At 65.6% G+C, this 20407-nt stretch carries 16 protein-coding genes and 1 pseudogene; 3 read left to right on the top strand and 14 right to left on the bottom strand.

Going from position 1 to position 20407, the window contains the following annotated elements; all coding sequences use genetic code 11:
• Positions 1 to 20: 20 nt before the first annotated feature.
• Positions 21 to 404 (top strand): DUF3054 domain-containing protein, encoded by a 384-nt coding sequence (locus tag FB460_RS00465; RefSeq protein WP_170209885.1) that lies wholly within the window; start codon positions 21 to 23, stop codon positions 402 to 404.
• 55 nt (positions 405 to 459) lie between these two features.
• Here the strand turns inward: FB460_RS00465 and arc are convergent, their stop codons facing one another.
• From arc to metH, 5 genes and pseudogenes are all read right to left on the bottom strand, one after another.
• Positions 460 to 2136, bottom strand: coding sequence for a proteasome ATPase (arc, locus tag FB460_RS00460; RefSeq protein ID WP_142092189.1), 1677 nt, complete (start codon positions 2134 to 2136; stop codon positions 460 to 462).
• Positions 2137 to 2145: 9 nt separating this feature from the next.
• Positions 2146 to 3078, bottom strand: a pseudogene (locus FB460_RS00455) (tRNA (adenine-N1)-methyltransferase); the annotation flags it as partial.
• A 23-nt stretch (positions 3079 to 3101) separates the two neighbouring features.
• Complete coding sequence (locus FB460_RS00450) at positions 3102 to 4538, bottom strand: ABC transporter substrate-binding protein (RefSeq protein WP_142092188.1); 1437 nt, start codon at positions 4536 to 4538, stop codon at positions 3102 to 3104.
• Positions 4535 to 5233: an HAD family hydrolase gene (locus FB460_RS00445; RefSeq protein WP_142092187.1), complete on the bottom strand. Its 699-nt coding sequence runs from the start codon at positions 5231 to 5233 to the stop codon at positions 4535 to 4537. Before FB460_RS00445 ends, FB460_RS00450 begins: the two co-directional genes overlap by 4 nt.
• A 54-nt stretch (positions 5234 to 5287) precedes the next feature.
• Positions 5288 to 8758 (bottom strand): methionine synthase, encoded by a 3471-nt coding sequence (gene metH / locus FB460_RS00440; protein WP_142093261.1) that lies wholly within the window; start codon positions 8756 to 8758, stop codon positions 5288 to 5290.
• A 111-nt stretch (positions 8759 to 8869) separates the two neighbouring features.
• Here metH and FB460_RS00435 point away from each other — a divergent pair, with 111 nt between their 5' ends.
• On the top strand, positions 8870 to 9727 hold the full coding sequence (locus FB460_RS00435; protein WP_170209884.1) for a PAC2 family protein: 858 nt from the start codon (positions 8870 to 8872) through the stop codon (positions 9725 to 9727).
• Positions 9728 to 9744: 17 nt separating this feature from the next.
• On the opposite strand, the gene rpe is transcribed toward FB460_RS00435, so the two are convergent.
• Genes rpe through FB460_RS00415 form a run of 4 tightly spaced genes read right to left on the bottom strand, consistent with a single transcriptional unit; the run spans position 9745 to position 15148 of the window.
• Positions 9745 to 10443, bottom strand: coding sequence for a ribulose-phosphate 3-epimerase (gene rpe, locus FB460_RS00430; protein ID WP_142092185.1), 699 nt, complete (start codon positions 10441 to 10443; stop codon positions 9745 to 9747).
• 51 nt (positions 10444 to 10494) lie between these two features.
• Complete coding sequence (locus tag FB460_RS00425; RefSeq protein ID WP_142092184.1) at positions 10495 to 11847, bottom strand: RsmB/NOP family class I SAM-dependent RNA methyltransferase; 1353 nt, start codon at positions 11845 to 11847, stop codon at positions 10495 to 10497.
• Positions 11844 to 13094: a methionyl-tRNA formyltransferase gene (fmt, locus tag FB460_RS00420; RefSeq protein ID WP_142092183.1), complete on the bottom strand. Its 1251-nt coding sequence runs from the start codon at positions 13092 to 13094 to the stop codon at positions 11844 to 11846. The genes FB460_RS00425 and fmt overlap by 4 nt, the downstream gene beginning before the upstream one ends.
• Complete coding sequence (locus FB460_RS00415) at positions 13091 to 15148, bottom strand: primosomal protein N' (RefSeq protein WP_170209883.1); 2058 nt, start codon at positions 15146 to 15148, stop codon at positions 13091 to 13093. The genes fmt and FB460_RS00415 overlap by 4 nt, the downstream gene beginning before the upstream one ends.
• Before the next feature lie 115 nt (positions 15149 to 15263).
• On the opposite strand from FB460_RS00415, the gene FB460_RS00410 reads away from it, so the two are divergent.
• Positions 15264 to 16598 (top strand): threonine/serine exporter family protein, encoded by a 1335-nt coding sequence (locus FB460_RS00410; protein WP_142092182.1) that lies wholly within the window; start codon positions 15264 to 15266, stop codon positions 16596 to 16598.
• Here the strand turns inward: FB460_RS00410 and metK are convergent.
• The 5 genes from metK to mihF all read right to left on the bottom strand — a co-directional run bounded on the left by metK (position 16543) and on the right by mihF (position 20407).
• Positions 16543 to 17736 carry a methionine adenosyltransferase gene (gene metK / locus FB460_RS00405; RefSeq protein WP_142092181.1) on the bottom strand — a complete coding sequence of 398 codons (1194 nt, stop codon included), beginning with the start codon at positions 17734 to 17736 and terminating at the stop codon, positions 16543 to 16545. The genes FB460_RS00410 and metK overlap by 56 nt on opposite strands.
• Positions 17737 to 17784: 48 nt before the next feature.
• A complete protein-coding gene (coaBC, locus tag FB460_RS00400; protein WP_142092180.1) occupies positions 17785 to 19041 on the bottom strand; it encodes a bifunctional phosphopantothenoylcysteine decarboxylase/phosphopantothenate--cysteine ligase CoaBC in 1257 nt (418 codons plus the stop codon).
• A gap of 7 nt (positions 19042 to 19048) precedes the next feature.
• Positions 19049 to 19444 carry a DNA-directed RNA polymerase subunit omega gene (gene rpoZ, locus FB460_RS00395; protein ID WP_142092179.1) on the bottom strand — a complete coding sequence of 132 codons (396 nt, stop codon included), beginning with the start codon at positions 19442 to 19444 and terminating at the stop codon, positions 19049 to 19051.
• A gap of 82 nt (positions 19445 to 19526) precedes the next feature.
• Entirely contained in the window at positions 19527 to 20087 is a 561-nt protein-coding gene (gene gmk, locus FB460_RS00390) for a guanylate kinase (RefSeq protein ID WP_142092178.1), read from the bottom strand.
• Positions 20078 to 20407: an integration host factor, actinobacterial type gene (gene mihF, locus FB460_RS00385; protein ID WP_142092177.1), complete on the bottom strand. Its 330-nt coding sequence runs from the start codon at positions 20405 to 20407 to the stop codon at positions 20078 to 20080. The genes gmk and mihF overlap by 10 nt, the downstream gene beginning before the upstream one ends.

The raw sequence follows: 20407 nt of genomic DNA, 5'->3' as shown, positions 1-20407 counted from the left end.
CTGCGCGGTACCCTGACCGGATGGACGTGCGACGGACCAAACGGTTATGGGGTTACCCCATCGATCTGTTGTTCATTTTCGGGTTCTGGTTCGTGTACTCGCTGGCTCAGGACCAGCCGACGGCCCTGGCTGTCCTGCTTCCCACCGTCTTTCCATTCTGGTTGGCGCTGAGCATCGGCTGGCTCCTCAGCCGTCAAGGGCGTCGCACGCTGCATCTGGAAGACGCCTTGACCGTCTGGGCCACGACGCTGATCGGCGGGCTGGTACTGCGCAACCTCGGTGGCGAGGCCACGGCCATGCGTCTGATCGTGGTGACGACGATCATCTTGTCGTTCACCCTCTTGGGCTGGCGTCTGATCGGTTTTCTGATCCTCCACACCCGCGCACGCTCCACCTCTGCATAGAGCCGCGACAGCCCGGCCCCACGTCGAGGTGGCCCGGATCCCGGGAAGGCCGAGGTCAGAGATACTGCCCGGTCTCGGCGGTGCTCACCTCGGCTGCGGTGGGATGCTTGGAGCGGAGCAGCGGACGCACCTGCGTGATCCGTTCCCCCTTCGGCAGCGCGCCGGCGATCCGGGCCCAATCATCGGGACTCGTGGTGTTCGGGAGGTCTTCGTTCTCGGCGAACTCGGCGGTGAGCGCCCCCAGAAGATGCTCCATGCGGACGCCACCGCCGCCACCGTCGATGTGTTCCTTGACGGCACGCTTCTTGGCACGGTCGACGATGTTGCGGATCATGGCACCCGATGCGAGGTCCCGGAAGTGCAGGACCTCCACGCGACCGGAGGTGAATGTCAGCTCCAGGAATTCGTTCTCCGGCGTCGGGGCATACATGGTGGTGACCACGCGATCGATCATGGCGCGCCGGCAGGCTTCGGCGTCACCGGAGAACTCCCGTAGATCGTCGGCGTGCAGGCGAACCTTCGGCGTCAGGTAGTGCCCGAAGATCTCCAGTGCGGCTTCGGCGTCGGGGCGTTCGACGCGGATCTTCACATCGAGGCGTCCCGGTCGCAGGATCGCCGGGTCGATCATGTCCTCCCGGTTGGAGGCACCGATGATGATCACATTGGAAAGGTCTTCCACACCATCGAGCTCGCTGAGGAGCTGGGGCACGATCGTGTTCTCCACATCGGAGCTGACGCCACTGCCGCGGGTTCGGAACAGCGAGTCCATCTCGTCGAAGAACACGATCACGGGGCGGCCGTCACCGGCCTTGGCACGGGCGCGTTCGAAGATGTGTCGGATCTGACGCTCGGATTCGCCCACATACTTGTTCAGGAGCTCCGGGCCCTTGACGTTGTAGAACCACGAGCGTCCATCCTGACCACGCGCATGGGCCAGGGAGTTGGCCACCGCCTTGGCGATCATCGTCTTGCCGCACCCGGGTGGCCCGTAGAGCAGGACGCCCTTGGGCGGCTTGAGGTCGTACTCGGTGAACAGCTCCGGGTGACCGAACGGCAGCTCCACGGCGTCGCGGATCTCCTCGATCTGCTGCGACAGCCCCCCGATGTCGTTCCAATCGATGTCGGGCACGTCTTCGAGCACCAGATCTTCGACGTCCACCTTGGGCACCATGTCGAAAGCAAGCTGCGCCTTCTTGTCGATGAGGAGTCGATCCCCGGCGCGGACCTTCGCGTCGATCGACGGTGCCAGCACGACCACCTGCTGGGTGTCGACCGCGCCGGTCACCACGGCCCGACGCAACAGCCCGTCCTCGCTCGGGGGATCCAGGATGTCATCGACGGTCACGATGTCCCCTGCCAGCGGACGAGGACGAACGCCCACGATCACGAGCGTCTCGTTGACCATCACCTCGCATCCCGGATGGATGTCGGCATCCTCGGTCTGCGCAGAGATCTTCAGCCGCATGCGGCGCCCCTGCACGAACACATCTGCACTGGCGACCATGTCGGTCGGCTTGCGCTCCGGACGCTCGAGCACGATCCCGAACGTCAGAGGCGGCTGCCCGAGGGCGTCGAGACGCTCCTTCATGTCGACCATCTGCGCCCGAGCCTGATTCAGGGTCTTGGCCAGCCGCTCGTTCTGCTGAGCGAGGGTCCGCATATCGCTGCGTGCCCGCGCGAGCTGACGCTCCAACGAGGGCTGCGACGACGTCGATGTGTCGATGGGCTCCATGCCGCGAGCCTACTCGGACGGTTTCGATGCCTCATCCACGCCCGGGGGACGCGGACCGTGGTAATCGGGTCCGTAGGCCCCGGGTGCCGGGCGGCGTTTGCGTGGTGGTGTGGTCACCCCGGGTGCGAGGCGTCGGGCGATCACCAGAAATCCGGTGTGTCCCACTCCTCCGTGCGACGGGCGGATCGCGAGCCCCTCGGCGTGCCAGTCGCGTTGAATACTCTCGGTCGCCTCGGGTTCGGTGAAGCCCTGGTGGGTCCGAATGGTGTCCATCACCAGACCCATCTGCGTGGTGGTGGCCACGTAACAGACCAGCACGCCACCGGGCGCCAGCACTTCCCCGACGTGCTCGATGCAGTCCCAGGGCGCGAGCATGTCGAGGATCACCCGGTCAACCTGCTCAGGACGGCGCCGGGGATCGGCGAGGACCTCGTTGAGGTCGCCCACCTGCAGATGCCACGCCGGGTGCGGCCCTCCGTGGAACTCCTCGACGTTGCGACGGGCGATGTCGGCGAAGTCCTGACGACGCTCGATGGAATGCAGCTCACCGTCGGCCCCCAGGGTGCGCAGCAGTGCCAGCGTCAATCCGCCGGAGCCGACGCCGGCCTCCAGCACCCGGGCGCCGGGGAAGATGTCGCCCATCATCAGAATCTGGGCGGCTTCCTTGGGGTAGATGATCGCGGCACCGCGCTTCATCGTCACGATGTGATCGTGCAGCAGCGGACGCATCGCGAGGAAGTTCAGTCCTCCCACCGATCGGACGACGACACCCTCGGGCCCACCGATCAGATCATCGTGCGCCACACCCCCCTTGGTGGTGTGGAACATGCCTCCGGCCTCGAGACGCACCAGGTTTCGTCGTCCCTTGCGGTCGGTGAGCGTCACCCACTCCCCCGGCCGCAGATCACCGGTGTGGACGCCGGAGGTGCTGAACGTGGGCTCCTGACCGCTCACATCCTGACCGCTCACAGGGAGAATCCCCACACACCCAGCTGGAATCCGGGCGCCATGTAGTTCTCCATCTCGTTCTCCCGCGAGAGTTCAACAGTGGGACCGAGATGGACTCGTTGGTCCTCCACCGTCAACGGAACCACCGTCGCGTCATCGTGCACGTACTGCTGCAGACGCGTCGATGCCTCCTGCTTGCGGGGCTGGGTGAACGCCGAGCGCATCTCGGCGACCGCCTGTGCGTTGCGTTCCTCGGTGCCCGGCAGCGGATCCTCCAGATAGGGCTGGAACCACGCGATCGGTGTGCGCACCCACGGCTTGACGTCCTCGAGGTAGAGATCGGCCTCGGATGCCTTGGTGGTCAGCTCCACGGTGACCGCCTGATCCTCCTCCAGCAAGGAGGCCACGTTCTCGGCCACGACCTCCTGATCGGGCAGATCCTCATGCCACAGCTTCAACGACGCCTGTCGAGGACTCCGCGGCTGGCGCTGACCGGTGTCGAACACCGGCACGGCCGTGTCGGTGCCGCGCGGAAGGATTGACCGCATCGAACGCATCGGCTGCACCGCGTCACGCACATACTCGCGCACATCGGCCTGCTCACGCAGTTTCGACTCCGGATTCCACCGCAGCCACTGCACACGGCCATTGGTGAAGCGGTCCTCGTGAAAGCCCTCCGGGATCGTCTCCATGGCGGCGGCGTCCCAGATGGCATCCAGCTCACCGGCTTCGGCGGCGCGTCGCATCTCCTCGGGCGAATCGAAGGTGCGGATCACCTGGTTGATCGTCTGGGCCGGGTTACGGCCGCGATAGTCGGTGTTGCTCCAGTAGCCCAGTTCGTCCTCGGTGTGCTTTATCACCTGCACTGGCCCTGACCCCACCGGCGCCTCCGCGCTGGGGCGGATCTTCGTGGCCGAGTAGACCTCCTCATCCACGATCGACGCCGCGGGCGAGGCCAGCACATGACCGAACTGGTTGTCGGGTTGATTGAGCTTGAAATCGACGCGGTCCTCCTCAACGATCACCGCCTCCTCGAGGGTGTCGAGGAAGACGCCGGAGGTGCCGGGCTTCGACAGTGCCTTGGCTCGATCGATGGAGAATTTCACATCGCTCGCTGTCAATTTGTTGCCGTTGGTGAACTGCATCTGCGTGTTCAGCGTGCATGAGTAGGTGACCTCGTCGATGAACAGACATTCCGCGGCCGCATCAGGTTTCAGCAGCCCCGTGCCCGATTCGACGGTCATCAGCCGCTGGAACGTGTTGTAGATGAACGCCTCGGAATCCTTGCCCGTGGCGGCCACGGGGTCGGCGATGATCTCGGGGCTCTGCAGGACTCCGATCCGCAGGGGGATCTTCTGCTTGGAACGGGCCGACGCCTGCTCGCTGGAACAGGCACCAAGACCCAGCGTCAGGGCCGTTATCACCAAGGCAGCCAGGACTCGGTTGATCCTCATGCGGAACCTCCTGCGGTCCGGGCCGCATCGATCAGTTCGTCCGGACCGATGCCGTCGAGTGTCTCGAGGACGACGCTGCGCCCACCGGGAGCCACTGGCACCAGATTCGGTACGGCCACCACAGCAGCACCGCTCGCGACCCCGGACTTCGCCCCGGTCGGTGAATCCTCCATCACGATGCAGTCTGTGATGTCGACGCCGAGAGCGGCCGCCGCGTCGAGATACGGGTCGGGGTGGGGCTTTCCTCGCTCCACCTCGTCACCGGGCACGATGACCTCGAAGGTGTCCTCGGGCAGCTCGGCGGCCACCGTCTCCAGCATCCGTCGGAACGACATCGACACCAGACCGCAGCGGATGCCCCGGTCGCGGAGCCCCAACAGCAGTTCCCGAGCACCAGGCCGCCATGTGTAGTCACCATCCACGACGCTGGCGAGCACCGAATCGATGAGCTCGGCGACCACGTCATCGGTCTCGACGTCGGGCTTGATGCCCTCCGAGCGGAGGGCATCAAGCAGCTTGTTGGCCCCATCGGTGAGCGCAGAGCCGATGAGTTCGTGGGCGAGCTCCTCGCTCCACGTGCCCCCGTGGGACTCGATGAACGCCCCCTCCGCAGCGAACCACAGGGGTTCGGTGTCGACGAGGGTGCCGTCAAAATCCCACAGGACGGCGGCCGGGAAATTCTTGGTGTCAGTCATGGCGCCGACCATGATTCCAGACTTCCCAAGAAATCCGGATCTCCACCGCCGGGGTCACCGCGCGTTGAAGTATTTCGCCTCGGGATGGTGCACCACGAGCGCGTCGGTGGACTGCTCCGGGTGCAGCTGCAGTTCCTCGGACAGCTCCACACCGATACGTTCCGGCTCGAGCAGGTCAACCACCTTCGTACGATCCTCCAGTTCAGGGCATGCCGGATAGCCGAAGGAGTAACGGCATCCCCGATAGTCCTGATCGCGGATCATCGTCTCGATGTCTGCCCCCGTGGGTTCCAGGCCCAGATCGCTCCGCACCCGTGAATGCCAGAACTCCGCGAGCGCCTCGGTGAGCTGCACGCTCAGGCCATGCAGCTCGAGATAGTCACGGTACTCGTTCGCAGCGAACAGCTTGGCGGTCTCATCCGACACCTTCGACCCCATCGTGCACAACTGCAGCGCCACCACATCGGGTCCCTTCTCTGCCACCTCCTCGGCGTCGCGGAAGTAATCGGCCAGGCACAGCCGCTGACCGCGCGTCTGACGCGGGAATGTGAATGTGTGCCGCAGCAGGCCGTGGTCGTCGGGGTCGTACACCAGCAGTGAATTTCCCTCGCTGTGACACGGGTAGTAGCCGTACGCAACAGCGAATTCACCGAGCTGATCGGTGTGGATCCGATCCATCCAGGTACGCAGCCGGGGACGCCCCTCGGTGTCGACGAGTTCCTCGTAGGAAGCACCATCACGGCTGCCCTTGAGACCCCACTGCCCCATGAACGTCGCACGTTCGTCAAGCCACCCCGCGATATCGGCCAGAGCGATGCCCTTGACGATGCGTGACCCCCAGAACGGTGGTGTCGGGACGTCGTGATCCCGTGAGACATCGGATCGCTCGGTGTCGTTACGTGCGTCCTCGTCGATCTCGACGGTCGCAGCCTGCACACGCCGACGCTTCGGCTCGGGCAGGGATGCCCCGGGCTCCCCACGTTTGACAGCCATGACCGCGTCCATGAGCCGCAGCCCCTCGAACGCGTCCCTGGCATATCGAACCTCACCGGCGTAGATCTCCTGCAGATCCTGCTCCACATATGCACGCGTCAATGCAGCGCCGCCCAGCAGCACCGGGTACTTCGCAGCGACGCCCCGATTGTTGAACTCCTCGAGGTTCTCCTTCATCACCACGGTCGACTTCACCAGCAACCCCGACATCCCGACCGCATCCACATCATGCTGATCGGCTGCCTCCAGGATCTGGTTCACCGACTGTTTGATACCGATGTTGACCACGTTGTAGCCGTTGTTGCTCAAGATGATGTCCACGAGGTTCTTCCCGATGTCGTGCACATCTCCCTTGACCGTGGCCAACACGATCGTTCCCTTGCCGGAATCGTCGGTCGCATCGATGTGCGGTTCGAGATGGGCGACGGCCTGTTTCATCACCTGGGCCGACTGCAACACGAACGGCAGCTGCATCTCACCGGCCCCGAAGAGCTCACCGACCACCTTCATACCGGCCAGCAGATCGTCATTGATGATCTTCAGCGCTGGTTTGTCGGCCAAGGACTCCTCGAGGTCGTCCTCCAGTCCCTTGCCGTCGCCGTCGATGATGCGTCGTTGCAGACGCTCGGCCACCGGCAGGGCAGCCAGTTCCGCTGCCCGAGCAGCCTTGGTGTCGGCGTTCGTGACGCCCTCGAACATCTCCAAGAAACGTTCGAGTGGGTCGTAGCCCTCGGTCCGTCGGTCGTACACCAGATCCAGCGCCACCTGTCGCTGATCATCGGGGATCTGGTTCATCGGTCGGATCTTGGCCGCATGCACGATCGCCGAATCGAGTCCGGCCTCGACGCACTCGTTCAGGAACACCGAGTTCAGCACGACGCGGGCCGCGGGGTTCAGGCCGAATGACACATTGGACACCCCGAGCGTCGTCTGCACCTGCGGATGACGCCGCTTCAGCTCCCGGATCGCTTCGATCGTGGCGATACCATCGCGGCGCGTCTCCTCCTGACCGGTTCCGATGGGGAAGGTCAGGCAGTCAACGATGATGTCGCCGATCTCCATGCCGTGGTTCTCGGTGAGGTCCCCGATCAGACGCTCGGCCACCCGCACCTTCCACTCGGTGGTGCGCGCCTGGCCCTCCTCGTCGATGGTCAGGGCGACCACAGCAGCGCCGTGTTGCTTGACCAGCGGCATGATGCGCGCGAACCGTGACCCCGGTCCATCACCGTCCTCGTAGTTCACCGAGTTGATGACGCAGCGTCCCGCGAGCCGCTCCAGGCCAGCACGGAGAACCTCGGGTTCGGTGGAGTCGAGCACGATCGGCAACGTCGACGCCGTGGCCAACCGGCCGGCAAGCTCGCTCATATCGGCGACGCCGTCGCGTCCCACATAGTCGACACAGAGATCGAGCAGATGTGCACCGTCACGGATCTGATTGCGCGCGATCTCGATGCATTCATCCCAGTTCTCGGCGAGCATCGCCTCCCGGAACGCCTTCGAACCGTTCGCATTGGTGCGCTCCCCGATCGACAGGTACGACAGGTCCTGACGCAGCGGCACGTCGCTGTACAGGCTGGAAGCAGAATTGATGCGGTCGGGAGTGCGCTCGGCCCTGGTGACCGACGCCAGTCGACGAGACAGCGCTGTGATGTGGGCCGGCGTCGTTCCACAGCAGCCTCCCACCATGCCCAGGCCGAACTCTCCGACGAATCCGGCCACGGCCTCAGCGAACTCCTCGGCACCCAGCGGATAGTGGGCACCATCCTTGGTGAGTACCGGCAGGCCGGCATTCGGCATCACGGTGATGGGGATACCGGCGTGCCGTGAGAGATGTCGTAGATGCTCACTCATCTCGGTGGGACCAGTGGCACAGTTCAGCCCAAGCGATGAGATACCAAGGGGTTCCAGCGCGGTGAGTGCGGCTCCGATCTCCGACCCCATGAGCATGGTGCCGGTGGTTTCGACGGTCACACTGACGCAGATCGGCACCTCACGCCCCACTTGGGCCATGGCCTCGTGGGCGGCTATGACTGCCGCCTTGGTCTGTAGGAGGTCCTGGCAGGTCTCGATGAGGATCGCGTCGATCCCGCCATCGAGCATCGCAGACGCCTGGAGCCGGTAGGCGTCGCGGATCGTGGTGAAAGACACCTGGCCCAGCGTCGGCAGTTTTGTACCCGGTCCCATGGCACCCAGAACCCACCGCGGCGATTCCGGCGTCGCGAAGGAGTCGGCGGCGCGCCGCGCGATGGTCGCAGCCGCCCCGGCGAGCTCGGTGAGGCGGTCGGTGATGCCGTACTCGGCCAACGCCGCGTGGTTGGTTCCGAACGTGTTGGTTTCGATGGCCTGTGCACCGGCATCCAGATACGCCCCGTGGATGCTCTCCACAACGTCGGGGCGAGTGACGCAGAGGATCTCGTTACAGCCCTCCAGACCCGAGAAATCCGACATCGAGAGATCGTGTTCCTGCAGCATCGTGCCCATGCCGCCATCGGCGAGGACGATACGGTCACGCAGGGCATCGCCCAGCGTCAGGTCAGGAGTTTCATCGGTTTTCACATCGGTCGAGTCTACGAGCGCGGAACAGGGATGTCCGCACTTGACCAACAGACGGAAAAATCTTGCCCGGGTCGTATGCTGCCCTGCATGCCCAGCCCAGATTCATCGACCGCCCGTTCCCTGCGTGAGATGACCGAACCGGTCGTGCTCGTCGCGTTCGGTGGATGGAGTGACGCCGGGGGTTCTGCCACCGACGCCCTCGAACACATCCAGGACATTTCGCACGCCGATCTGGTCTGGGACATGGGCGGCGAGTATTACGATCTGCAGGCCACCCGGCCGGTCATCGTGGGCACCGAAGCATCACGCGAGATCATCTGGCCGAGCACGACGGTGCGCACCGGGAGGATCACCAACTCCGTCGGCAGGGATCTGGACCTTGTGCTCATCCAGGGCCCCGAACCCAACATGCGTTGGGAGATGTTTTGTTCACAGTTGGTCTCCACCCTGCGCTCTGTCCACCCACCTCTGGTGCTGGTTCTGGGAGCGATGCTTTCAGATCAGCACCACAGCCTTCCCGTCCCGATCAGCCGAACCAGCTCCAGCACCCATATCCGAGAACGATTCGGTGCCACCGGGCAGACCTATGAAGGCCCCACTGGCATCACCGGCGTGTTCACTCACTCCTGCGAACGCATCGGCATGGACACCATGAGCCTGTGGGCGACGCTCCCCCACTACGTGGCGAACTCACCCAGCCCAAAGGCGACGCTCGCCCTGTTGCAGCACATCGAGATGGTCCTCGACGCCAACCTCGATCTCACCGAACTCGAACAACAAGCTCGGCGTTGGGAGACCGACGTGACCGAGCTCGTGGAGTCCGATGCCGAACTCTCCGAATACGTCGCCTCTCTCCTCGAAGATCACCAGGATCAGGTTCCCAACGGCTCCGGGGATGCGATCGCCGCGGAATTCGAGCGATATCTACGCCGCCGCGGCACCTGATACTCAACGCACGCAGATCAATGCGTGCAACGTGCGATCGCCTTGTCCCTGAGGGTATTGACCATCGCATCGGGATCATCGGCCTTGAACACCGCCGACCCCGCCACGAAGGTGTCCGCACCGGCATCGACGCAACGCTCGATCGTCTGCTCCGAGACCCCACCGTCGACCTGCAGCCAGATCTGACGATCCCCCATGAGCTCACGGGCACGCTTGATCTTGGGCAGGCACAGGTCGAGGAACTTCTGGCCACCGAACCCCGGCTCGACGGTCATGATGAGCAACATGTCGAGCTCATCGAGCATGTCGGCGTAGGGCTCCACGGGCGTTGCGGGCTTCAACCCCATCGATGCACGGGCTCCTTGGGCGCGGATCTCACGGGCCAGACGGATCGGCGCCGCAGCCGCCTCCACGTGGAAGGTGACCGACTCGGCCCCCGCCTCGGCGTAGGCCGGTGCCCAACGGTCGGGGTCGGCGATCATCAGGTGCATGTCGAGCATCTTGTCGGTGACCTTGCGCAGGGACTCGACCACCGGCAATCCGATCGTCAGGTTCGGCACGAAGTGGTTGTCCATCACATCGACGTGGATCGCATCGGAGCTGGGGATCCGTTCGATCTCCGACTGCAGGTTCGCAAAGTCGGCGTTGAGGATGCTGGGTGTGATGCGCACGGATACTCCTTCGGGGTCGTCCGGCGAGAGTATCGCAGAATGCATCTCCACCTCGACGTTGTGCCGCGCAGTCCCGGCACAACGTCGAGATGGCGTCTACGTCGAGGAGCGCGGGCCCTCACGACGGATCAGAGCGCAGAACATGGCGTCGGTCCCATCGCGATGAGGCCAGAGTTGATGCTCGTATTCGATGCTGAAACCCGAACGCTCTCCCAGCACATGCTCCACCACACCGGTGGTCTCCGGCAGATGCGGCGAGCATGTCACATAAGCGGCAATGCCTCCGGGCATCAGCGCCTCGAGCGCCGAGCCCAGCAGGGCACGTTGCAGGGGCACCAGATCGGCGAGGTCCTCGGGAGTCTTGCGCCACCGGGCCTCGGGGCGACGCCGCAGGGCGCCGAGTCCACTGCACGGCACATCGGCCATCACCTTGGCGAAGGCCCCCGCACGCCACGGTGAGGCCGTGCCGTCAGCCACCACCACCGGGGGTCGCGTCGGATACGTCCGCAGGGCCTGACGCACCAGCTCCGCCCGGTGCGGAGCCTTCTCCGACGCCACCAGCCGCGTCCCCGCCTCTTGGGCCAGACCGGCCAACAGCGCTGCTTTGCCGCCGGGACCGGCACAGATGTCGAGCCACGGACCGTCCGGAGCGGTGGCCTCGGCCAGCATCTGCGCCGACCGCTGGGATCCGGGGTCCTGCACCCCGGCGCGTCCGGTGATGACTTCGGGAATCCGGCCCGGATCACCGCTGAACCACGCTCCATACGGCGCATCCGGGATCGGTTCGGCGCCGTGAGCCACAAGATCGTCGACCTCGGCAAGCCCGGGTCGCACGGCGAGCGCGGTGCGCGGCGCGATGTTGTCGGCCTCGAGGGCCGCGGCGAGCTCGGGATCATCGGGCTCCACGCCCAGCGCGTCGGCAAAGGAACGCACGATCCACGCCGGGTGATGGTGCCGAATGGCGAGGGCCTCGAAGACGCTCTCGTCCCGGGAGAGTCGCTCGGTCCAGGCGTCCAACGAGTCCTTGGTCAGTTTTCGGGTCACGGCGTTCACCAGACCGGTCACCCGTTCCCCGATGACCTCACGAGCAAGATCGACGCTCGCCGCGACCGCCGCATGATCCGGTACACGCATCGAGAACACCTGATGGGCGCCCAGCCGCAGCACATCGATGACCTCCGGCTGCAACGCTGTGAGCCTCCTGCCCGATGCCGCGGCGATGATGCGGTCGTAGGTGCCCATGAGGCGACATGTGCCGTGCAGCAATTCGGTGGCGAAGTCAGCGTCGCGTCCCTCCAGGCGGCTGAACTCCTCGACCCCGGTCAGGTTGGCGAATGCGTCATCACCCGAGACGCGACGCAGCGCACGATAGGCCGCCAGCCGGGCCGGATCGATCCTCGATGCACGACGCCGACCACCGCGTCGGGGTCCACCCCGGGCAGCACTCATGCGCCGAACCGTTCGCCCGGTTCGATCGTGACGCCACGTGCCCAATCGGCCGCTCGCATGGGTTTCTTCCCCGGTGGCTGCACCAGGTCCAGTTCGAGGGGCCGCGAGCCCGTGCCGACCTGGAGCCACTTCTTGCTGCTGACGATGACACCCGGTTCCACGACCGCACCGGCGACCGGACGCGCGGCATGCACTTTGAAGCGTTCCCCTCGCCATGTGGTCCATGCCCCCGGCGCCGGGCTGCATCCACGGATCCGGCGATCGATCTCCTCCGCATCCATCGACCAGTCGATCCGCCCATCTTCGACACCGAGTTTGGGCGCCAATGTGATGCCTTCCTCCGGCTGTGGTGTCGCGGTGGCCGTCCCCGCGCCGATGGCATCGAGCGTCTCCACCAGAAGCCCGGCCCCATCGACGGCGAGGGCGTCGAGCAGGTCCCCGGCGGTGTCGGCCGGTTCGATGGAGCGACGGATCTCACCGAACACGTCACCGGCATCGAGTGCCTCGACGAGCTGGAAGACGCATGCGCCGGTCTCGTCGTCGCCGGCCATGATGGCGTGCTGCACCGGTGCCGCGCCGCGCCAGCGGGGCAGCAAAGAGAAGTGCAGGTTCACCCAGCCATGGGTGGGGATGTCCAGAGCGGTCTGCGGCACCAAGGCCCCGTAGGCCACCACGGGAATGCAGTCGGGCGCCAGTTCACGCAGACGCTGTTGGAACTCCGGATCCCGGGGATGGGCCGGGCGGAGCACCTCGATCCCTGCCTCCAACGCCACTTCGGCCACCGGGCTCGGGTGGAGACGCTTGCCGCGCCCGCGAGGTGCGTCAGGCCGGGTGATCACTCCGATCACCTCGTGCTCGCTGTCCAGCAAGGCCTGCAGGGATGGCACCGCGACTTCGGGGGTTCCGGCAAACATGATCCGCATTCGGCCCATCGTAGTGGGCCAGAGCCGTGCCACCTCGGTCACGGAGAGGCGTGCGCGTGCCAGCATCACACGGTCACTGTCGGGGCCGAGCGGCATCTCCTCGACCCGCCATGATTCCTGCGCCTCATCAACCAGCCAGGAGGGCAGACGCCCCTGCGCATTGACAACACGCCACCACGGCGCGCCGGGCTCCAGAGTGGCCATCACCTGCCCCACCTGACGGGCTCCTGTGCCGACCAGATCGGCGATGTCGCCGTAGGTGAGTACACGCCCGGGTGGGATCTCCTCCACGATCCGACGCACGCGATCCGGCAGCGGCGTCACAGCAACGTCCTGGGATCCACCCGCACGCGCACGGCGGGTTCTCGTGCAGCCGCACGTCGGCTCAGCTGGGCGCGCACGGCGCGCACCGCGTCGTGCGCCGACGCCATGGGGGCACGGACCAGCAGGCGCACGGTCTCGTTCTCCGCGCGTGGATCCTCGATCGGCACCGGCCCCAAGATGTCGACATCGTCGGGGAGCCCCTCGATTCCACGTCCGAAGCGATCGACGGCATCCGGCTCCCCCTCGATGGCGATCATCCGAGCAGCGGGCGGCAGCAGTGTCTCGCGGCGGTCGGCGAGTTCCCGGGCGGCGAATCCAGCGGGATCGCAACGCACCCAGGCCTGCACCGGACGCGCCTCCGCCGGCCCCACGAGCACGACGTTCCCTCCGGCGGCGCCGTCTCGGGTCAGAGCGCTGACGGTGAACCACCGACGGAGCGCTTCCTCACCTGCCCGCAGATCGGCACGCATGAGCAGGTGTTCGGCGTCGAGGATGCAGGAAGCCGCATAACCCCCGGCAGCGATCGGCTCGGCCCCGACGGTGGCCACCACCAGTGCAGGTTCGGGACCGACCGAGTCGACGATGTGCCCGCCATGTGAGTTCACCACCCTCGTCTGGGGAAAGGCCCGCCCCAGCTCCTCAGCGGTCCGGGTGACGCCCACGACCGGTGAGCGCCACCGCATCGACCCGCATTCCTCGCAGGTGAAATCCGGCATCTCATGAGCACAGCTGCGGCACTGCAACCGCATCGAACGCCCCGGCCCTCCCGGCTCCGCCTGAACGATCCCGGCGCATCGCGGACACCTGACCGGCGTCCGGCACTGCTGGCACACGATGCTCGGCAGATACCCGGCCCGCGGCACCTGTACCAGAACCGGGCCCTGCACCAGGCCGTCTCGAATCGTATGGAACACACGATCAGGCAACCGGACCTTCTGTGCCAAGGGGTCGCGAGCCAGTTCGATCTCCGAATCCGCCGTCACCTTCACCGCGGGTGCAAAGCGTCGGGCTCGGGCCGGAGCCATGGTGATCGGACGCACCCAGTCGTGATCCACGAGGTGCTGCACCTCTGCGGTCCGAATATGCCCGGCCAGCAACAGTGCGGCGTTCTGACCGGCGGCCCGCAGACATGCCACCTCACGAACATGTGGATAGGGTGCACGCGGTTCGGCGTGCAGGTCGTCCCCGTCGTCCCAGACCGCGATCAGTCCCAGATCACGCACCGGCGCGAACACCGCTGAACGGGTACCGACCACCACTTGGGCCTCACCACGCAGCGCCCGCAGGAAGGCCCGATAGCGGGCTGCGGGCCCCAACCGGTGATGCAGCGCGACGGTGCGACCTTGCCCCATCGCTGCGTCACAGGCCTCGACGAGACGCTCCACATCGCGGACATCAGGAACCACCAGAACTGCACCGCGGCCTCCAGCCACCGCCGCTGCCGCAGCACGAGCCAGGCCGGCCGCCCAATCCCCCATCCAGGTGGTGCCAGGTACCGGCTGCCAGCAGGCGCGCGGTGATTCCCCCCGCGTCACGGCCGCGATGTACCCAGGCCCTGCAGGTTGTTCGGTGAACGGATCAGGCACCGATCCGGCCGCTGTGGTGCGGGGCGTCACATCGGAATCGGCTTCCTCCGTCCGGGCGTGACGTGGAGGCACCGCCAGCCGCACCACATCGGCAAAGGTGCCGCAGTAATGGTCGGCGACGCGACGCACCAGACTCGCGATCTCCGGGGTCAGTACCTGTTCCCGCCCGAGCACGAGTTCCAGTTCCCGCAGGTGACGCGCAGGGTCGCGTGTCTGCGTCACCTCGAGGATGAACCCGTCGACGCGTTGCCCGGCGAAAACAACCCGAACCCGCACACCGGGCCTGGCCCGCTCTAGGAATCGTTCGGGGATCTCATAGTCGAAGGGCCTGTCGACGTGGGGCAGCGAGACATCGACGGCCACGCGCGCCACATGCCGCAACGGCCCCTCGGCTATGTCGAACAACGCCGCGCTGGGGGCACCGGGAAGGTCGGCCGCGCCCGACGCATCGGCCGCGTCGTCGTCCATCGACGCCTCCTTCCTCACAGTCGTCCTCACGTCGATTCTCCACGCCACACCCCGGCACGGAACGCATCGGACGGCACATTGTGGCGTCTTCGGTGAGCCTAGCTAGCCTTGAGGTGTGCCTTCATCGACATCCCGTTCGGCCAACTCGGTCGCGCTGCAGTCCCGTCGTCTCTTGGCCTACCTCGGCGCAGCCATGGTCGCTGCCAGCCACCCTGTCCATGAGGTCGAGGATGAGGTTCGACGCGTCGCCCGATTCCTCGGTTATCCGGACTGCCAGGTCGGCGCGCTACCTACCGGGATCAACGTCGCCCTGGAGACCGGCGACCCGGCGACGTATGAACGCAGTGGAGCCGGGCTGACCCTCGACCAGATCACCGAGCTCAACTCGGTCCGCCGCCAGATCATGAGCGGGCGCATGGACGAGCACTCGGCGATCACAGCGCTCACCACCCTGCGTTCCCGCAAGCCACGGTTCGGACGCTGGGCCACGATCCTTGGCGGCACGGTGATGTCGCTCGGCGTCGCAGGCATCATGCAGCCGGGCGTGGCCAACATGCTCTATGTCACCATCGCGAGCTTCGTGGTGATGCTGCTGCTGGACTTCTCCAGTGGTCGAGCGATGTTTCGCACCCTCATTCCCACCGTCGCAGCCTTCACCGTGGCCCTCGGCGCCTTCGCCCTCAGCGCCAATCACCTGCTGATCGGTCCGATGCGGACGATCCTGCCCGGAGTGGTGATCCTGCTCCCCGGCGGCATGCTCGTGACCGGCATGGCCGAGTTGGCGGCCAACCATGCCGTCGCGGGGGCCTCCCGACTGACCAATGGCATCATCCAGTTGATGCTGCTGGCCTTCGGGATCAGCGTCGCCGCATGGGTCATGCAGGTTCCCATCTCGGAGTTCGCGAACTTCCGTGTCAGCGCCTTCTCATCGGCGCTCCCCATCATCGGGCTGGCTTTGATGTGTCTGGGGATCATGGTGATGGACTCAGTCGAATGGCGCCTGTGGCCATGGGTGGCCGGCGTCCTCGTGGCAACCTTCCTGGCACAGCTCCTGGGCCAGGAACTCGGCGGCTCGGGCAATGTCTCCAGCTTCCTGGGCGCCTTCGTGGCATCGTTCTGCTCGTCGCTGGCATCCATCCTGCAGCCCAATCTTCCGCGCATGGTGGCGTTCCAACCCTCGTTCTGGTTGATCGTTCCCGGTGCACTCGGCCTGTTCAGCACCACCCAACTCGGCGCCGAACCCAGCCTGGTGCTCACCACGGTGATCTCCATCATCACGGTGCTCGCCTCCATCGCCATGGGGCTGTTGTTCGGTTCAGCCGCGTTCCGCGCCGTGCAGATCGCACTGGAAGCCGAACGACGCCGCGCCGCACGGGCACGGCGTCGTCAGCAGATCAACCGCGAACGGAAGCGGCAAGCTGCTCGGCCCGATCGGTCCGCTCCCAAGTGAAATCTGGCAGTTCGCGCCCGAAATGACCGTATGCCGCGGTCTGGGCGAAGATGGGCCGTTTCAGGTCCAGGTCGCGGATGATCGCAGCAGGACGCAGATCGAAGGTCTGCAACACCGCCTCCTCGATCTGCGCCACCGGTACCTTCTCGGTGCCGAAGCAGTCCAAGTAGAACCCGACCGGATGTGCGCGACCGATGGCGTAGGCCACCTGCGCCTCACATCGCGTTGCCAAGCCGGCCGCCACGACGTTCTTGGTGACCCAGCGCAGCGCATAAGCCCCGGAACGGTCCACCTTCGATGGATCCTTCCCGGAAAAAGCGCCACCACCATGCCGGGCCATTCCACCGTAGGTGTCGACGATCACCTTGCGACCGGTGAGTCCGGCGTCACCCATGGGCCCACCGATCTCGAATCGCCCGGTGGGATTCACAAACGACGTGTAGTCGTGGTGGTCCACCTCGAACTCCGCGAGCACGGGACGGATCACCTGCTCCTGGATGTCGGGGGCCAGAAGGTTCTCCAGGTCCACATCCGGAGCATGCTGCGATGACAACACCACGGTGTCCAAGCGCGCCGGACGGTCACCCTCGTACTCGATGGTCACCTGCACTTTGCCGTCGGGACGCAGATAGGGGACACGTCCTTCCTTGCGCACCTGCGCCAGACGCTGCGACATGGCGTGCGACAACGCGATCGGCAGCGGCATGAGCGTCGGCGTCTCATCACAGGCATAGCCGAACATGATGCCCTGATCCCCTGCGCCCTGGATGTCCAATTCATCAAAGGAGCTCTCCAACCGCTTCTCCCACGCGGTATCCACTCCTTGGGCGATGTCGGGTGACTGTGAGCCGATGGAGATCTGGACGCCACAGGACCGGCCGTCGAAACTCTTCAGCGACGAGTCGTAGCCGATGTCGAGGATGGTCTCCCGTACGATCTGCGGGATCTCGGCGTAGGCCTCGGTGGTGACCTCCCCGGCCACGACGACCAAGCCGGTGGTCACCAAGGTCTCGACCGCCACACGTGACGCAGGATCTTGCGCCAACAGGGTGTCGAGCACTGAGTCGCTGATCTGGTCCGCGATCTTGTCGGGGTGACCCTCGGTGACCGATTCGGAGGTGAAAAGTCGTCTGGACATGGGCGCAACCGTAGACCCGATGGCCCCACCTTCGCGCGGATTGACCGACTACTGAGATTCCATCTTGTATTTCAAGATGGAATCGAGGATTTGGTGTGCCACGACTCCCTTGCTCCCCCGCCACGTCGATCCGCCTGCCGACGGGCCGGACGAGCCTTGGGTGTAGACGTGGACCGTGGTGTCGGCCGCCCCGAAGACGGCGCCCGAAGTGACGTCATTGGCCACGAGAAGATCGCAGCCCTTACGTTGCAGCTTCGCCCTGGCGAGCTGGTCGAGCGCCTCCCCCGATGCGGTTTCGGCGGCGAAGCCCACGATCGTCTGAGCCCTGCGTGCCGGATCGGCCGATTCCGCACGCTGCGCCACGAGCCCCGCCAACACATCCTGCGTCTGTTCAAGATCGAGAGTGACGCCCTTGTCACCTGTCTTCTTCTGCTTGGTCGCCTCCACCTCGGCCGGCCGGTAATCGGCGACGGCTGCCGCCATGACCACCACATCGGCGTCCACCACCGCGCCTCGCATCGCATCATCGAGATCGGCGGTGGAGGTCACCGGGATGATTCGGCAGCCCCACGGCATCGGCTCGGTCACATTGGCGGCCACGAGTGTCACTTCGGCTCCCCGAACCCGTGCGGCCCGGGCGAGAGCGATACCCATACGCCCCGAAGACGCGTTCCCGAGGAAACGGACCGGATCCAGTGCTTCCCGTGTGCCCCCGGCGCTGATGACCACATGACGCCCGGCCAGATCCTGACCTGCAGCATGCACCACGTGTCCGGTTGATTCGACAAAGGATTCGACGATCCGACAGATGTCCACCGGCTCGGGAAGCCGCCCGGGCCCGGAGTCCCTACCGGTCAAACGACCATCCGCCGGATCGACCACCACGACACCACGGTCTCGCAACGTCTGCACGTTGGCCCGTGTCGCAGGATGCTGCCACATCTCGGTGTGCATCGCCGGCACCATGACCACCGGTGCGCGCGAGGTGAGCAGAACGTTGGTGAGCAGATCGTCGGCCCGCCCGGTGGTGGCGCGCGCCATCAGGTCGGCGGTCGCTGGTGCGATGACAACGAGGTCTGCGGTCTGACCCAGTTGCACGTGCGCCACCTGGTCGGTGTCCTCGAACACGGCGGTCTGCACCGGCTCACCCGAGAGGGCTTGCCAGGTGGCGGCGCCCACGAAATTCAGCGACGCCTCGGTGGGCACCACACGAACGTCATGACCCGACTCGCGAAGGCGCCGGAGCACCTCCACCACCTTGTAGGCGGCTATGCCTCCGGCGACTCCCAGGACGATGCGGGCCATGGAACGGTCAGGACGCGTCGGGGCCGGGCTCGTTGGTCAGGTCGCCCAGATCCTCCACCGAAAGATCGGCGGCCGAGAAATCGTCACCGAGGTCGGTTCCGAAATCCGGGTCGCTCTGGGCGGCCAGCGCTGCGGCGGCCTCTGCTTCGGGATCAACCTCGTGGGCCTCGAGCACATCGGCGTTGATCTCACGCAGAGCCGTGGTCAGCGGCTTCTCCTGGATCCCTGTCTCCACGAGCGGGCCGACGTTCTCGAGCAGGCCTTCACCGAGCTGCGAGTAGTAGGCATTGATCTGACGGGCTCGCTTCGAGGCGAACAGGACAAGCTCGTACTTGGAGCCGACCTTGGCCAACAGATCATCGATCGGCGGATTGGTGATGCCCTCGGGCACGGGAGTGGTCAAGATCGTCCTCACGTAATTCTCGTACAGAGTTTTTCTGGCTGCGCTGCTGGCGGCGTCTGGTCGCCGTGCTGGGAAGCACGATTCAGGCGTCCTCGCTGCGCAATCCCATCAAGCCTACCAATTCGTCCACCGCTCGGGGAATTCGATCGTTGACCACGACGTGGTCGAATTCTCCTTCGGCCGCCATCTCCACGCGGGCAGTGGCCAGACGCCGTTCCCGCTCGGCCTCCGATTCGGTCCCCCTACCGACGAGCCGGTGTACCAGTTCGTCCCACGAGGGTGGTGCGACGAACACGAAACACGCGTCGGGCATCGAACGTCGGATCTGCCGGGCCCCCTGCAATTCGATCTCCAGCAGCACCTGATGGCCGTTGGCCACCGCCTCGTCGACGGGAGCACGCGGCGTACCGTAGCGGGCGGCCCCATGCACGAGAGCCCACTCGAGCAGCCCGTCGACCTCCAGCAGCTCATCGAAGTGCTTCTCTGTGATGAAGTGGTAATGCTTGCCGTCCACCTCCCGCGGACGCGGCGCTCGCGTGGTGACCGATGTCGAGAGCCACACCTCGGGGTGACGACGCCTCAGTTCGTTCACCAAGGTGCCCTTGCCCACACCTGCCGGGCCCGAAAGGACCGTCACCGCCATGCTCTGCTCGCTTCCCTGCGCAGTCCGGATCTCTGGTTGTCCCCGAGCCCGCGCAGTCGACGGTTCGGGGCGATCCCCAACTGCTCCATGATGCCAGTTGCACGAACCTCCCCGATACGCGGCAGACACCGGAGGATGTCCATGACGCGGATGTGCGCCACCACGTCGTCGCCCCGGGCAAGATCGAGCACGTCATCGAGATCGATGACACCATCGCGCAGCTGTTGCTTCACATCAGCGCGGCGCCTCCGGACCTCGAGCGCGATCGCGCGGGCACGGATACGCTCCTCACTGCTCAAAGCCGGTACATCCGGCTCCAT

The sequence above is a fragment of the Propioniferax innocua genome (genome assembly GCF_006716235.1).
Taxonomy (GTDB): Bacteria; Actinomycetota; Actinomycetes; order Propionibacteriales; family Propionibacteriaceae; genus Propioniferax; species Propioniferax innocua.
The sequence above is the reverse complement of the archived record's forward strand: the minus strand, read 5'-3'. Positions and strand labels throughout refer to the sequence as shown.